This is a genomic window from Paraburkholderia caffeinilytica (assembly GCF_003368325.1).
Classification (GTDB): domain Bacteria; phylum Pseudomonadota; class Gammaproteobacteria; order Burkholderiales; family Burkholderiaceae; genus Paraburkholderia; species Paraburkholderia caffeinilytica.
On the sequence record NZ_CP031466.1, the window covers coordinates 2,952,272 to 2,967,382 of the forward strand.

Annotated in this window: 7 protein-coding genes; 2 read left to right on the top strand and 5 right to left on the bottom strand. The window is 64.9% G+C overall.

Features of this window, described 5'->3' with window-relative positions; translation table 11 throughout:
* Positions 1 to 8: 8 nt before the first annotated feature.
* The 5 genes from DSC91_RS13070 to DSC91_RS13090 all read right to left on the bottom strand — a co-directional run bounded on the left by DSC91_RS13070 (position 9) and on the right by DSC91_RS13090 (position 13,122).
* Complete coding sequence (locus DSC91_RS13070; RefSeq protein ID WP_115778775.1) at positions 9 to 2,225, bottom strand: SulP family inorganic anion transporter; 2,217 nt, start codon at positions 2,223 to 2,225, stop codon at positions 9 to 11.
* A gap of 8 nt (positions 2,226 to 2,233) precedes the next feature.
* Positions 2,234 to 2,887, bottom strand: a complete 654-nt coding sequence (locus tag DSC91_RS13075) for a FecR family protein (protein ID WP_115778777.1) — start codon at positions 2,885 to 2,887, stop codon at positions 2,234 to 2,236.
* A gap of 14 nt (positions 2,888 to 2,901) precedes the next feature.
* Positions 2,902 to 4,668, bottom strand: coding sequence for a ShlB/FhaC/HecB family hemolysin secretion/activation protein (locus DSC91_RS13080; RefSeq protein WP_115778779.1), 1,767 nt, complete (start codon positions 4,666 to 4,668; stop codon positions 2,902 to 2,904).
* Positions 4,638 to 8,792 carry a beta strand repeat-containing protein gene (locus DSC91_RS13085; protein ID WP_162831386.1) on the bottom strand — a complete coding sequence of 1,385 codons (4,155 nt, stop codon included), beginning with the start codon at positions 8,790 to 8,792 and terminating at the stop codon, positions 4,638 to 4,640. Before DSC91_RS13085 ends, DSC91_RS13080 begins: the two co-directional genes overlap by 31 nt.
* A 109-nt stretch (positions 8,793 to 8,901) precedes the next feature.
* The gene (locus DSC91_RS13090; protein ID WP_229758206.1) at positions 8,902 to 13,122 is read right to left on the bottom strand and encodes an autotransporter domain-containing protein; all 4,221 of its coding nucleotides are present in this window, start codon (positions 13,120 to 13,122) and stop codon (positions 8,902 to 8,904) included.
* Positions 13,123 to 13,257: 135 nt separating this feature from the next.
* Between DSC91_RS13090 and DSC91_RS13095 the strand changes: the two genes are divergently transcribed.
* Together DSC91_RS13095 and DSC91_RS13100 are read left to right on the top strand one after the other, a co-directional pair.
* A complete protein-coding gene (locus tag DSC91_RS13095) occupies positions 13,258 to 13,896 on the top strand; it encodes a response regulator transcription factor (RefSeq protein ID WP_115778783.1) in 639 nt (212 codons plus the stop codon).
* A 451-nt stretch (positions 13,897 to 14,347) separates the two neighbouring features.
* On the top strand, positions 14,348 to 15,094 hold the full coding sequence (locus DSC91_RS13100) for a response regulator transcription factor (RefSeq protein WP_115778785.1): 747 nt from the start codon (positions 14,348 to 14,350) through the stop codon (positions 15,092 to 15,094).
* Positions 15,095 to 15,111 lie beyond the last annotated feature (17 nt).

The following is a 15,111-nucleotide window of genomic DNA, read 5'->3' on the forward strand; positions in this document are numbered from 1 at the left end:
CGCGCGGCTCAGCGGGCGGCACGCACAGCTTCGTTCGTGACGGCGAGCCGCGAGGCCAGCACCTTCACGACGAAGCGGTGAAATTGCCGCGCGGTATCGGCGTCGGCCGATTCGAGCCGCTGCAGTGCGTCGAATGTGAGACGCCGCACGACGGTCGGCTCGTCGGCCCGCACATCCGCGCTGCGCGTTTGCTGCGTATAGAGCGCCATTTCGCCGACCACCGTGCCCGCGCCAAACGAGCGCAGACGCATCGATTGGCCGTTCGCGAGCGGCAGCGAAACGGTTACACGCCCCGCTTCGATGAAGTACACCGCATCGCCGGCATCGCCGCGCGCAAATAGCGGCTCGTCTTGTGCGAGCCGGCGTGTTTGCATACAGCGCTCGAGCTGCGCTAGGGCCGCTTCGGTAAAGTGCGGCTGTATCGCGCTCAGCCCGTGCGACACAGTCTGCGCCGCCAGGCGATCGGTTCGCGCGAGCAACCGGTCTTCGACCCATTCGAGGCCGGTGTCGAGATCGCTGAATGTCTTGACGTCCGCAGTCAGCACGCGCGCACGCGCAAGCATCTCGTGCGCTCGCGGGGGCAACGCGGTAAGGACGAGCGTGTCGCCGTTTGCCGCGCAGCGCTGCTTGAGCCTGAGGAATGTCGCCGAAGTCGATACGTCGAGACCGCTCACCTGGCGAAAATCCAGCATCACATAATGCTGCTTGCTGCCGGCGGCGTTGCCCAGCCGCTTGCCCAGCCGGCGCAGCACGAGATTCGCGGTGCCGAAAAACAGAAAGCCTTGCAGACAGACACCGACCACGGCATCACCGTGCTCGCGAAGCCATGCCGTATCTTCGATCGAACGCTCGACGTTCGAATGGCACGCACGGGCGTCGAACTCGCGCGACACCGCGCTGATGCGGCTGTAGTTGAAGACGAACATCGCGCAGGCGGCGGCGATGCCGAGCGCGATGCCCGCAACGACCCCCTCGACCGCGATGACGCCAACGATCAGCAAGACGAGCAGATAGTCGGCGAGGCCCAGCTTGCGATAGGAGGCGATGAGCCATTCGCGCAGGATTCCCCAGGAAAGATAAAGCTGCAGTCCGACGAGCACGGGTTTCGGCAGCCAGGCAATCACGCCCGGCACGAGCCCGATGACGGCGAAGCAGCTGGCACCCGCAACGATGCCGCTCAGGCGCGCGGTCGCCCCAGCGCGGCGGTTCAGCAGCGTGCGCGTCATCGACTGATAGCCGATAACGCCACCCGTCACGCCCGCAAGCAGGTTGGCGAGACCAGCCGCGCGCATTTCCTGGTTGAAGTCGGCGTCGAACCCCGTTGCGACGCTGGCCCCGCTCGCGTTCAGCAAAATCGTCAACGCGGATACCGCCGCCACGGCCAGGCATTCGGGCAAGTGAGTGACGATCGTGGTCCAGTCGATCTGGTGACGCGGCAGCATGAGCGGCAACTGCAGCGACGACAGCGATTCACGGTCGAAGAGCAGGCCCGCCGCACGCCACTGCTCGGCCGTCTGCCCCATCGCGAGCATTCCCGCAAAGAACACGACCACGCCCGCCCCGAGGCCAAGCGGCGTCAGCGCATAGGGTTTGACGCGGCCTTGCGCGGCGAGCAGCGTGCCGCACACCACAAGTGCCGGCAGCCAGGCAAGCCAGGGCAGATCGGGCAGCGCGGCCAGCGCGGACCAGCCGAGACTGTGTCCGGTCAGCGTGCGCATTGCGCCGGACAACAGCAGATAGCCCGAACCGCCGAGAAATCCGCCGACAACCGGAAACGGCAAAAACTGGATCATCGAACTGCGGCGCGACACGCCGACCAGATAGAGCAGTGTCCCTGTCACGATCGAACTCACGGCGATTGCTGCAAGCACGGTGAAGAGAACGCCGTCCGGCGGCAGGCCTGTCGCGCTGGCGTCGGCTGCCACGCTGCCCGCAAGACCGACGAGGACCGCCACGGCATTGCTGTCGGGCCCGCCGATCGAGAACGGCAACGAGCTTTTCACCGCGACGACGAGCGCGATGACGCCACCGCTCACGAGCGTGACCAGGATGCCGACGCTCACGAAATGCGCGAGGCTGCCGCTGAAGATCAGCGACCCGTAGGCGATCGAATAGCACAGCGAGACGAAGCCGGACAGCAGACCGGCGACGACGTTGGCCGTTACCGGCGTGCCGGTGCCCGAGTCGCGCGGCGATGTCCTGAATGCAAAGGTCTTGTCGGTCATGGTGTGATTTACTTGCAAGCGGCGGGAGACGGGACGACGGACTTGACATTGGTCCCTGACATGGCGTCGAACGTCGAGTGCCGTGAGCGGATGATCGTGCCGTAGCCCTCGGACAATTCGTGATGGTCAACGTCGGTGCGAACGTCGATCGTGCCGTGATAGACGCGCACGTGTTCGCCGGCCTCGTCGCCGGAACATTGCAACCCGCACTCGAGCACTGACCACTCGGTGCCGCGAATGCCGATCGTCGCCGTCTGTGTCTTCAGCTGATATGCGTCGGGATTGCCCTGTTTGCCGATCAACCCCGAGATCACGCGCAACCCGCCCTTGAGCAGCGACGCGACGCTGACGTTGCGCGCCGGATCGTCTTCGCCGAAGCGGTAATCGTCGATCCGGTACACCGTGTCGCCCTTGAGATAGATGCGTTGATGATCAGCCATCAGCAGCACGGCCTCGGCGTTTTTCATGGTCTGGATCGTGTCGCCGCGTTCGAGCGCGGAGCCTGCCACGGCGAAACGCTTCGTGCCTCCAGCCGCTTCGATCGCCACGACACCGGCGGTGTAGGCGATCGTGCCGGCCGGCGCATCGGCGCGGGCGACGCTCGCGGCGCTCATGGCGACGAGCGCGCCGAGGCATGCGCAGAGGCGGAAGAATGAACGCACAGGCTGTCTCTCCCTCAAAAGGCCTTGGTCAACTGAAGCCACACGCGGCCCGCGTGGTCGGTATCGGCCACCGCCGCCGCGTTGCCGAGCTTGTGCGCGTAGACAAGACGCACCTCGTAGCTCGGCGCGCCCGACAACGTGATGCCGACGCCCACCCCGGACAGCCGACGATGGTTGGGATCGGTCGTGAACGGATAGACGTTGTCGCGCACGAACCCCGTGTCGACGAATCCATACACACCCAGCTGACCGGGCACGACCGACTGCGCGAGCGCATAGCGCAGTTCCGCCGTCGCGAGATAGCCTTCGTCGCCGGGCGCCTCGCCGGTCGGATACGCACGCACGCCATACGGGCCGCCCAGCGAAAACTTCTCCGATGAGATGAGATTTTTCGAGGCCTGCTGTCCGCTCAACGCGAGGTAGAGCTGAAGCTTCGACGTGAAAGCCTCGTAGAGCGCAAACGAATACGTGGCCTTCCGGTAATGCCCTGCCGATTGGGCCGACGACTGGTCCGTAGCGAGCGCATCGGCCGACTCGAAATGCACGTCACCCGCCTCCATACGCAGTGCGTAGCTGGCGAACGTCTTGCCGAGCAGCACATTGCCGTTGACGCCGGCAACATAGACGTTGTCGAACTTGTTATCGACCGTGCCGCTCGCGTGATCGGTCAGACTCTTGCGGTCGAATCCGCCTTCCGCGTTGAGGTTGACGGTGCGCGAGCGGATCAGCGGATAGCTCGTCGTCCAGGACAGCACCGTCGCGTGACCGTAGGCATCGAGCGACGCAAAATCGGCGCCGAGCCGGTACGTCGATTCCACGAGCGAAATGCCGGTGCGCAGCCCGTCGCTGCCGATGGGCGCGCTGTAGCCGAGCTGGCCGAACGTCTGCCCCGTCACCGACGTCAATGCGCGCGCATCGAGCCGGTCGCCGAAGCCGAGGGGACTCAGCCATTGCAGCGAGCCGCCGATGCGGTCGCGCCCTGTCGGGCGGATGCCGTAGTTGTCGCCCTGCACACTGAATGCGAGCGCGCGCGTTGGCGGCACGTCGAGCGCCAGGTCCGACGTGCCCGGCGTGTCGCCTGCCTGCAGATTGCCCGTGACGGCGCTCGCGCCCGTTGCGTCCTGCATCAGCAACGCCACACGATCGAGGCGCCGCTCGTCGACCACCTCCCCCAGATGCGCGGAGCTCGCATAACGTTGCAGCACGGCGTCCCGCACGGGTGAGCCGTTATGCAACTCGACCTTGCCATAGCGCCCTTCGACGATCGCAATGCCGACCATGCCGTCGCGAATGTCCTGTGCGGGGACGTAAGCGCGCGCGACGAGATAGCCATGCGCACGATAGAAATCGGTGATTCGCGCCGCTGCCTCGTCGAGATCGCCCAGCGTGCGCGCGTCGCCGAGCGCCGGTGCGAGCAGCGGCATCAAGGCTGCCGTGCTGAACTTCGTGTTGCCGTCCATCTGAAAGCCCTTGACGGCGAAGCGCAGCGTCGATGCCGACGGCCCGGCTCCGGCGGGAGACTCGATATGGATCTCGGCATTCGATGCGGGCAGTGCCGGTGGCGGCAGACTTTGCAACTGGTCGCGCAACGTGCTGCCCGCATTGGGCACATTTGGCAGATTCGGCACCGGTGTCGCCAGTTGCGCCGAGGCTTCGGGTATCGCGCAGCCGAGCACCGTGCCGAGCCCGGCGACTACGTGCAGCAGAACGGAGCGACGCGGCTTCATGAAACGGACGGCCATCGGCGCGCTCACGGTGCGCACGCCGCGGACACGGGCCATGCCGCAACCGACGAAGACCGGTTGTCATTGGCGACGAGCGTCGTGCGGGCCGCGTCGAACGTCGCAATGATGGTGCTGACTTCCTTTCTGCGCAGTGTGTCGACGTCGAGGGCACCCGTGTCGGCGTCGGTGCTCGCGATCGCATGGACCTGATCGACGACGGGCGAGGGTGAGGAGGTCGCGCTCGTGATGGTCAGGTCCGCCAACTGGCCATCGGCCACCACGTAACCGGCAGGCACGCCTGACGCCGTGAAGCGGATGCGATAGCGTCCTATGCCGTCGTCCCCGTTCGCGCGGGTCGCACTTGCCGCATCGCCGTTGCTGTATACGCTGATCGACATGCCCGCCGGCACGGCCGCATCGGTGAAGGCGTAGCCGTAGCTCGCGCCGGCGTATTTCAACGAGTACGTCGCACTTTCCTGCGCAGTCTGGCCTGCCTTCTTCTGATTCGCGATCGCGTTCACGAGAATCGTCTGGTCGGTCGAGAAGACGTAGCGATTGCCGCTTGCCGAAACCGTCGAACCGGCGCTGTAGCTTTGTCCCCAGAGCGCATCGTTGCCGCTTTGCAAGCCGCCGAATGTGTCGGCATCGGGGCTCGCCGAATAGATGAGCCACCGGCCGTTGCTCGCGACAACGGCATTCGATCCAAAGGCATTCGTGAAGTCCGCGCTCGCCAGCACGACGGCATCGCCGCTCGCCGACGACGTGATCGCCTGCGCGAGCGTCGTCGCGTAGCCGGTATTCGTCAACGCGACGGCGCCACCCGCCGTGATCCCCGCCGTCGCGCCGACCTGGCCGACCGTCAGATCGGCGGCGTTGTTCAGACTGAACGTGCCGCTGACATTGGCGGCCACGGTGCCGATCTGGTTCGCGCCATCGAGCGTCACATTGCCCGCGCCGGCCACGCCGAGCGCGCCCAGCGTGAACGCGCCGCTCTGCGTGATGTCGCCGCCCGAAGTCTGCAACGTGAGCGTCGAGCCGCTGCCGCTCACGGAGCCCAGCGTCATCTGGGCCGCCGAGAGCGTCGTGTCGCCGCTCAGGCTGAGCGTCGTGCCCGAATCGAACACCAGCGAGACGCCGCTTGCTGTCGTCAGCGCGGTCGCCCGCAGATCGGTCAGGACGGACGGCAGCAGCGACGCCACCGACGAAACCGTCCCGCCCGAAAACGGATTGCCGAGCGCAGCCGCAATGTCGCCGAGGCTCACGTTCGTGCCGCCCAGTTTGACGACGTTGTCCGTGAGGTCCATCGCCACGCTTGCGCCCGAGGTCTCGGCGGCAGCGAGTGCGGTGCCGCTGCCGCTCGGCGTGAAGACGACCACGGCCGTTGTGCCGCTGAAGGTGGTCGAGGAGAACATCAGATAGTAGAAGCCGTTTGCGCCCGTCAATACGCTGCCGATCAACTGGTCGTTCGCGGCGAGGTCGACGGTCGAGCCGGCTTTCGCGGTTCCTGACGCGCTTGTGTAGGTGCCGGAAAATACCGTCGGCGTGCTCGTGAAGATCGACGCGAGATACGGATACGACGTGCCGTCGATGAATTTCCAGACGCTGCTGAAATCGAAACCGGCAAAGTTCGACGCCGTGCCCGTCAGCATCTGCGCGTTCGTGAGGCCCGTGCCGCCTAGACTCGTGGTCTGCCCGGTCGTGTCGGTGTTCCAGTAGCTGTCGCTGACCGTGCCCGTGCCGACCGCGACGAGACCGCCCGTCACACCGCTGCTGTCCTGCACCAGGCCCGCTGCATAGCTGCGCGCGATCGTGCCCATGTTCTGGCCGACGAGCCCAGCCGATGCAAAGGTGCCCGTCACCGCGCCGAGCGCGTAGCTGTCGGCGATCGTGCCCGTGTTCAAGCCGACCAGGCCGCCGTCGTAGCCCCAGACCGAGGTCACCTGCGAGATCGAGAACGACTGCGAGATCGTGCCGTCGTTCCGGCCGACGAGTCCGCCGACAAACCGGTCACCCGTCACGAACGCGGCCGAGGTCGAACTCACGATCGTCCCGCCGGCGTTCAATCCGACCAGACCGCCGACCTGGCCGAGCGTGATCGAGCCGCTGGCGCCGGCAGACGCCGTCACCGTCACGCCCAAGCCGGCGCTCGAATTGCTGATCGTCGCGGTCGAACCCGTGTCGTTGACGTTTTCTCCGACGAGCCCGCCGACGTTGGTCGTGCCGACCATGTCGGCCAGCGTGTTGGAGGTGGCCGTCACCGTTCCGTTGTCGACGGAGACGCCCGAGATCGTCCCGCCCTGGTTGATGCCGGTCAGCGCGCCGACGAAGCGCGAACCCTCGACAGTAAAGTTGGTCAGCGAAAGATTCGATATCGAGCCATCCTGAACGATGCCGAAGAGGCCCACGTCCTGGGTATTCGGCAGACTGATCGACAGGCCGGTGATGGTCTTGCCGTTGCCGTCGAACGTGCCCGTGAAGGGCATGTCGGTGCTGCTGCCGATCGGGGCGAAACCGGCGCCGCTGTTCCAGTTCGCGGTGCCGCTCGCATCGATCGAATTGGCGAGCTTGTATGCATCGGCGAGCAGCGACACGGACGAGCCGATGCCCTGCAGACCATAGACGTCGCCGATCAGATACGGATCGGTGGTTGTTCCACTACCGCTCAATGCACGCAGGAACGAGCCGCTTGTCAGCACGAAATTCTGTGCGCTGAAACTCGCGACGGAACCGCTCCCGACCTGGAGCCACTGGCCTCCCGTGAGATCGAACGTGCCCGTGGTAATCGCGGCGTTCTGATCGGGCGTGATCGTGCCTGCCGCCGACAACGTCAGCACGCCGCTCGTCGTATCGAGCGTGATGGGCGCGGAAAGCGTGATGTTGCCGCTCGCGCTCGCCGCACTGAGCGCGAGCCCGGTAAACGCCCCTGCCAGCACGATGTTGTTCGTCGCATTGGCTACGAGCGAGCCGGTCGTGCCGGCATTCAGCGTGCCGGTGATGTTGATGTTGCGGTCGGCCGTCAGCGTGAGCGTGTTACCCGAACTCCATGCAACGTTGTCGCTGATCGTGATGTCGCCGTTGCCGCCCGTGCCACCGCTCGTCGTCAACGCGAGGCTGGTGTTCGCCAGTTGCGCGGACAGCTCGGCACCCGTCATGTCGCCGCCCGATGCAGCCACGGTGATATCGGACGGATCGATGAGCCAGGTGCCCGTCTTGCCGGACGCTGCGCGCGTCGTGATCGACGCGTCTGACATCAGCTTGAACGCCTGGCCCGACGTTTCGATCGAACCGCCATCGCCGCCGTTGGGCGCGGAGGCATCGAGCGTGCCGCCGACGAGCACCGTGCCGCCATCCGCCAGCAGCTTGATTGTGCCGCCCACATTGACGGCCGTGCGTGCGCGGATCTCCCCCGTGTTGTTGACGACGCCCGACAGCACGGCGTCCCTGCCCTTGCTCGTCAGGATCACGACGCCGCCGTCGGCGCGGATCAGGTCGCCGTTTTCGGCGAGCGCGTCGAGCGTGCCCTGATCGACCGTCAGCGAAACGAGCTGATTGCCGGCAAGCGTCACCGTGGCGGCCGCGCCGGCCGCCAGCTCGACGGTCCCCTGGTCGGCGATGAGCGCGCCCTGGTTCGACACGTGCGGCGCGATAAACGCGATATAACCGCCGTTCGCCGTAATCTGCCCTTCGTTGACGATGCTGCCGGTGCCGCCGCTGTCCGTGAAGCGATAGTTACCCGCAAGGAAATCGCTGTCGGACAGGCTCAAGGTCGTCGCGAGCAAACCGCCGACGTTGACCTGGGCCGTTTTGCCAAACAACACGCCATTCGGATTCAGGATGAACACCTGTCCGTTCGCGCTCAGCGTGCCGAGGATCTGTGTGGCGCTCTGGCTTGTCACGCGATTCAATGCAATGGCGCTGCTGCTCGGCTGGGCGAACGTGACGGTGTCCTTCGCGCCGATGTCGAAGCTCGTCCAGTTGATCGCGAGCCGGTTGCCGTTTTGCTGGACCACCGTGTTCGTGCCGCCGGTGGAATTCGCCGTGGCATTGATGGTCCCCGTGCCGGCCGTGATCTGCCCGCCGGCAGGGGCGCACCGGGTTGGCGGACAGATCGCGGACAACCCCGCTGCTGCGAGCGCCAGCGCGATCGTCTTCCGCCTGGGATAACGAATAGCTTGAACCATCTGGTGAAGAACCCCGTCGCTCGTTCTCTTGATCTGTCTTATTGTTGCGGGCCGACCGGGATCAGCGGATCGGCCCGCATCAGAAGCGCAGCCGCATCCCCGAAGTGCTTTAGAACAATTGGCGCAGCCGCACGCTGCCCGTCTGCGACACATAGCGCGGCGCGGCCTGCAGCTCGTAGCGCAGCGTCAGCGTCAGGTTGCTCGCGCGCAGCAGCGTCACGCCCGCCGAGACCACCGCCATGTCCGAAACCGGGCTCGCTCCCGTCGTCGTGAACGTCGTTTCGCCGCTGGCATCCGCCGCGAAGCTCGACGTCGTCAGCTGCCGGCCGTGCACGTACTCGTGACGCCACGCCGCCCCCACATCCGGCACCAGCACGCCATACGGGGTCGCGAAGCCGCGCTCGAGCTTCGCGCCCAGATCGCTCTTCACCGACGTCGCGTGCGAGGCCTGCACCGACAGCGCCGCACCGCTGCCGCCCGATTCCGTGTACCCGTTCTGCCGCAGGTAGCTGTACGTCAGGCTCGACAGCGGCGTGAGCGTGTACGCGCCCAGCACCAGCGGATAACCCGCCTCGGCCCGCGCCACGTACTGCTGCCCGTCGAAGCGCCCCTGCGCGGTGCCCGAGAAGCCCGTGAAGCTCACCTCGCGCGTCGTGTCGTAATGCTGCAGCACGGCGCCCGCCGACAGGTTCGCGTACCACGTCGGCGCCGTATAGCTCGCATAGCCGATCAGCCCGTAGGCGTTCACCCGCGTCGTGTCGCCCGCGCTGTCGCCGGTGTTGTTGACCGCGCTCGTCGTGTAGCTGAACGCGCCGCCCGCGCGCCAGCGGTCGTTGATCGCCCGGTCCGCGCCGAACAGCAGGCCGCCGTAGTTCGCGCTGAAGCCGTCCGCCTCGGCGGCGTTGCCCTGTGACGCATGGCCGCCCAGCACCTGGCCCCAGACCGCATTGTCCGGCGCGCTTTCGCCCGTCGAGACGCCGCTCTGCCCGCCGCTCTCGCCGTAGGCCTGGCCGAGACGCAGACTGTCCGCGCGGTTCGCGATGACGGTCAGCACATCGAAAGTGGGGGTCGTGGCCGCGCTGCTCGCCGAGCCTTGCGATGCCGGTCCGAGCTGCACGCCCGCGCGTGTCGCTTCGGCCGACGTCCCCACGCTCAGCGCCGTGGCCGCGTTGTACAGGTTCAGCAGGTCCGTGCTGATCCCCGTGTAGCCCAGCAGGCCACCGAGCGACGATACGGCGTTGGTTCGCGTCGCCAGATCCGGCGCGCGTGGGGTGGTGCTTGTGGTTGTGGTGGTCGTGCCCGTCGTTGTCGTACCCGTGTCCGTGCCGCTGGTAGTCGTGCCGCTAGTGTCCGTGCCACTGGTGGTCGCGCCGCTAGTGGTCGTGCCCGACGTCGAGTTATCCGTCGCGCTCACCACGGTCACCACCAGATCGCTGCGACCGCTGCCCGTGACGGCCGCGCCGCTCAGCACACTCGTGTAGCCGTTGATCGAATACTTCAGGCTTCCTTCGTTGTAGTTCGTGCCGCTGCTCGACGCGTCGACGACGACATAGCGCTGTCCCGCGACGAATGCATAGCTGGCCGTCTTCTGCAGCGTGACCGACGAACCCGATGCGATCGTCGCGCTGCCCGACACCACGAGGCGCCCGTAGCCCGTGTCCGTCGTGCTGCCGGTCGACGTCGCGCCATTGGCGACGCCGATCAGCAGCGTGGCCGCCTGGCCCTGCGAGTAGTTGCCGGTGATCGTCGTGAGCGCGTCGACTCTCAGCGTCGCGCCGCTGTTGAAGACGGTGTTGGAGCCGACATTGATGGCGTCGTTCAGCAGCAGGTTGCCCGAGGCAAAGTTGAGATCCGCCGAAGTGCTGGTGATCGTGCCCACCGCGCCGCTGTAGCCCGTCAGTGTTCCGAACACCGTACCCGTGCCGCCGCTGATCGTCAGCGCGGTGCTCGAGGCGTTCAGGATATTGCCCGCGATCACGCCCGAGTTGGTGATCGTGCCGAGCACGCCGGTCGAGTCGTTGTCGATCGCGTTGATGCTGCCCGTGATTGTCCCGCTGTTTGTCAGCGCGCCGATTGTGCCGTAGTTGTAGATGCCGTTGTGACCCGCGCTGATCGTGCCGCTGTTCACGAGCGTGCCGATCGTGCCGCCGGCATTGTAGATGCCGGAAAAACCGCCCTTGGCGCTGATCGCGCCGCTGTTCGCGAGCGTGCCAATTGTGCCGTTGTTGTAGATGCCGGTGGAGCCACCGCTGATCACGCCGCTATTCGTGAGCGTGCCGATTGTGCCGGAGTTGGTCAGGCCGCTGTAACTACCGCTGATCGTGCCGCTGTTCGTCAGCGTGCTGATCGAGCCGCCGTTGAAGAAGCCGTCGCCGCTGCTCCCGATTGCGCCGCTGTTCGTGAGCGTGCCGATTGTGCCGGAGTTGTAGATGCCGCTGTTACGCCCTATGATCGAACCGCTGTTCGTCAACGTGCCGATCGAGCTGCCATACTCGGTCAGGATGCCGTTAATCGTGCCGCTGTTGATCAGCGTTTCGATCGTGTCACCATAGTCGTTAAATATGCCGAAATTGCCGCCCTTTATCGCGCCGCCATTGCTCAGCGTACCGATGGTGCCATCGTTCCAGATGCCGACATTGCCGCTTGCTATCGTGCCGCTATTGCTTAGCGTGCCGGTCGAGCCAAGGTTGTTGATGCTGATGAGACCACCACCGATCGAACCGGTGTTCGTCAACGTACCGATCGCGCCGCCACTCTCGTTGACGATGCCATAGTAGCCGCTGCTCCTAATCGTGCCGCTGTTGATCAGCGTGTCGATCGTGAAGCCGGAATTGTTATGGATGCCGTCGTTGCTGCTGGTGATCGCGCCGCTATTATTTAGCGTGCCGATCGTGCCGTCGTTCAATATGCCGTAGTAGCCGACGGCGCTGATCGTCCCGCTATTCAAAAGCGAGCCGATTGAGCCACCGCTGTTGTGAATGGCGGAATTGCCGGCCATGGCGATGATCGAGCCGCCGCTCTCGTTGATCAGGGTGTCGATCGTGCCGGCGTTATAGATGCCTTCGAGACCGCCCGAAATCTGACCGCTGTTGGACAGCGTGCCGATGGAGCCGGAGTTATTGACGCCGTGCAGATTCCCGATGATGGCACCGCTGTTGCTCAGCGTGCCGATCGTGCCGCCATTCCAGAGGCCGCCGCCATAGACGCCCGTGCTGCTGCTGAACGGCACAATGTCCTCGATGGTGCCACTGCCGGTGTTGGTCAGCGTTTCCATCGTGCCGGTGTTGTAGACACCGGCGATGCCGCCACTGATCGCGCCGCTGTTGCTCAACAGACTCATCGCGCCGCCGACGTAGACACCGCCGCCCGACGTACCGGTGATCGTGCCGCTGTTGCTCAGCGTACCGATCGAGCCCATGTTGTTGATGCCGGAATAGCCGCCGGTGATGGTGCCGCTGTTGGTCAGCATACCGATCGTGCCGCTGTTGCTGACGCCATTACCCGTGGTAGTGGACGTGACGTCGATGGTGCCGCTGTTGGTCAGCACGCCGATGGCGCCAAGATTGGAAATGCCATTGCTGGCACCGCTGACAAGGCCGCCATTGCTCAGCGTGTCGATCGTGCCGCCGTTGTGGATGCCGTCGCGAAGAGTACCGCTGATGGTGCCGCCGCTGGTCAGCGCACTAATCGAACCGGTGTTCCAAATGCCGTAATAAGTGCCGCTCATACTGCCGCTATTGCTGAGCGTACCGATCGTGCCGGAATTGTAAAGCGCCGAACCACCGGCACTGATCGTGCCGAGGTTGTCCAGCGTGCCGATCGTGCTCATATTGGCCACGGCCCACAGAGAGCCGTCGATCACGCCGCCGTTGTCGTTGGTCAGCAGGAGCAGGTTGCTGCCCTGGTTGTTGACAATGGCGTCGTTGCCGGAAACAGTGCCGCTGTTGGTCAGCGTACCGATCGTGCCGCTGTTGAAGATGCCGAAATTACTACCGCTCATGACGCCGTCGTTCGTCAGTGCAGCGACAGTCCCGGAATTGAAAAGCGCGAAACCACCGCTGATGGTGCCGCTGTTGCTCAAGGTGCCGAGCACCGTGTTGGCCGCCGTTAGCACCGCGGCGGAATTCGATACGACAATCGACGCTCCGCTCTGGACCGTCAAATCGCCACTGCTCCAGACTTCCTGGGTGGTCTGCGCACCGGAGACAGTCTGCGCATCCGTTGCCACAGACGTCATCGCCGTCAGCGCCGCCGCCACGGCCAGGCTGATTGTCTTCCGTTTCAGATCGAACGACGACCCTTTCCCACCCCTGCAACGTGCGCGGTCCATTTTTTCCCCGTATTTCTGGTCTTTAAATTCTGGTTTTTCAAATTTGGCTCGATTATAGGGACGGGGACCACGCGCTTCTGTCGCCCAAATGTGCTACATCGGCCGGCCGCGTTCTGCGCTTACGATGGCTGCCATATGCAATCCACCCGCACCGGCCAGCAACCGTTTTTCATCCACGTCGCCATCGTCGAGCACGATGCTGGCTTCGTCGATGCATTGACCCAGGCCGTGAATGGCGCGCCGGGCATGCGGCTGACAGGCGTCGCGGGCACTCGCGCGGAAGGGCTTGCGCTGCTGGAAGATCCCCCGGCGGACGTGCTGCTCGTCGATCTGCGCTTACCTGACGGCCCAGGCATCGACGTGATCCACACAGCGGCCCGGCAGTGGGCCCTGTGCAACATCATGGTCAGCACCAATTTCGGCGACGAAGCACATGTGATGCGCTCGATCGAAGCCGGCGCAACCGGTTATTTGCTGAAGGACAGTTCGCCCACGAAAATGGTCGAGGAAATCTGCAGCCTCGCAAGCGGCGGCAGTCCGATCAGCCCAATCGTCGCGCGGCAGATACTTGCGCGGGTCCGGCAAGGCGGCGCCGAAAGCGGCGGGCGGAACGCGGGTTTTGTGCCCCTGCTGTCGGCTTCTGAGGTGGAAGTGCTGGACCAGATTACCAAAGGCTTTCAGACACAGGAAATCGCCGAGAGGATGCGGCTATCGCCATTCACCGTGAAGACTGTCGTGCGACGCATCTATGGCAAGTTGAGGGTGGCGTCCTAGGCGCAAGGCATGGACGAGGCCAGCACGCCGCAGCGGCTGAAAGACCGAAGAACGATCGAACGCGGGCGCTTCATCGCCATGGCGTCTTCGCTTTGGGCGTAGCAGTTAAGCGGTTTCTAAAGAAATTTTCCAACACTTGAGACGCTCCATTAATTCTCCGGCAATGATTCGCTCTATACTCGCCCCCATCGGCGCGTCGGGGGATAGCGTCGAGATTCACCCGGTATCGACAACGAGGATTGACGCCGGCGGCGGGCGATGCAAGCGCTCGGCCCGCGGCGTCTGAGCGCCATGCGCGCTTTCTCGCCGCTCGCAGAGGATCGTCGCATCAGACCAATGCGCTTGCCACTGTGCGGCGGCACGGGACCGTAATGGAAGTACCGACATCCCTCATCGATCGGGATGACGACACGTTATCGCGTCCACTCTAATTGCCTCAGAGAGCCTGACCATGCCCTCGCCGCATGCCGCCGCCAACCAGTCCGTGCCTCATGAACAGGGTGCGCTTTCCATCCGCGTCGCCATCGTCGAGGACGATCCTGGCTTTCTCGGCACGTTGAGCCAGGCCGTCAGCGCCGCGCCTGACATGTGTCTGACCGGTATCGCCGGCAGCCGTGCCGAAGGGCTGGCGCTGCTCGAAGGGCCGCCGGCGGACGTGCTGCTCGTCGACCTGGGACTGCCTGACGGCTCGGGTATCGACGTCATCCAGGCCACCGCCCGGCAATGGACGGCCTGCAACATCATGGTCAGCACCAGTTTCACCGATGAGGCGCACGTGGTGCGCTCGATCGAGGCCGGGGCGGCCGGCTATCTGCTCAAGGACAGTCCGCCCGCGCGAATCGTCGACGAAATCCGCAGCGTCGCGGGCGGCGGCAGCCCGATCAGCCCGATCATCGCCCGGCAGATTCTCGCGCGCTTCCGGCAAGGCGACACCGCCAGTCCCCGTGCAGACACCGCGGCCCATGCCGGCGTGGAGAGCGAACCGCCCGCAGCCGCTTCGCCGCTGCTGTCGGCCCGCGAGACAGAGGTGCTGGTTCTCATCACCAAAGGCTTCACGGCACAGGAAATCGCGAAGCTGATGCAACTGTCCCACTTCACGGTGCGGACATTCGTGCGGCGCATCTACGGCAAGCTCAAGGTCACGTCCAAGGCAGAGGCGATCTATGAAGCCAGAACGCTCGGACTGTTGAGCGACTAGGGAGCCTCGGGATATGT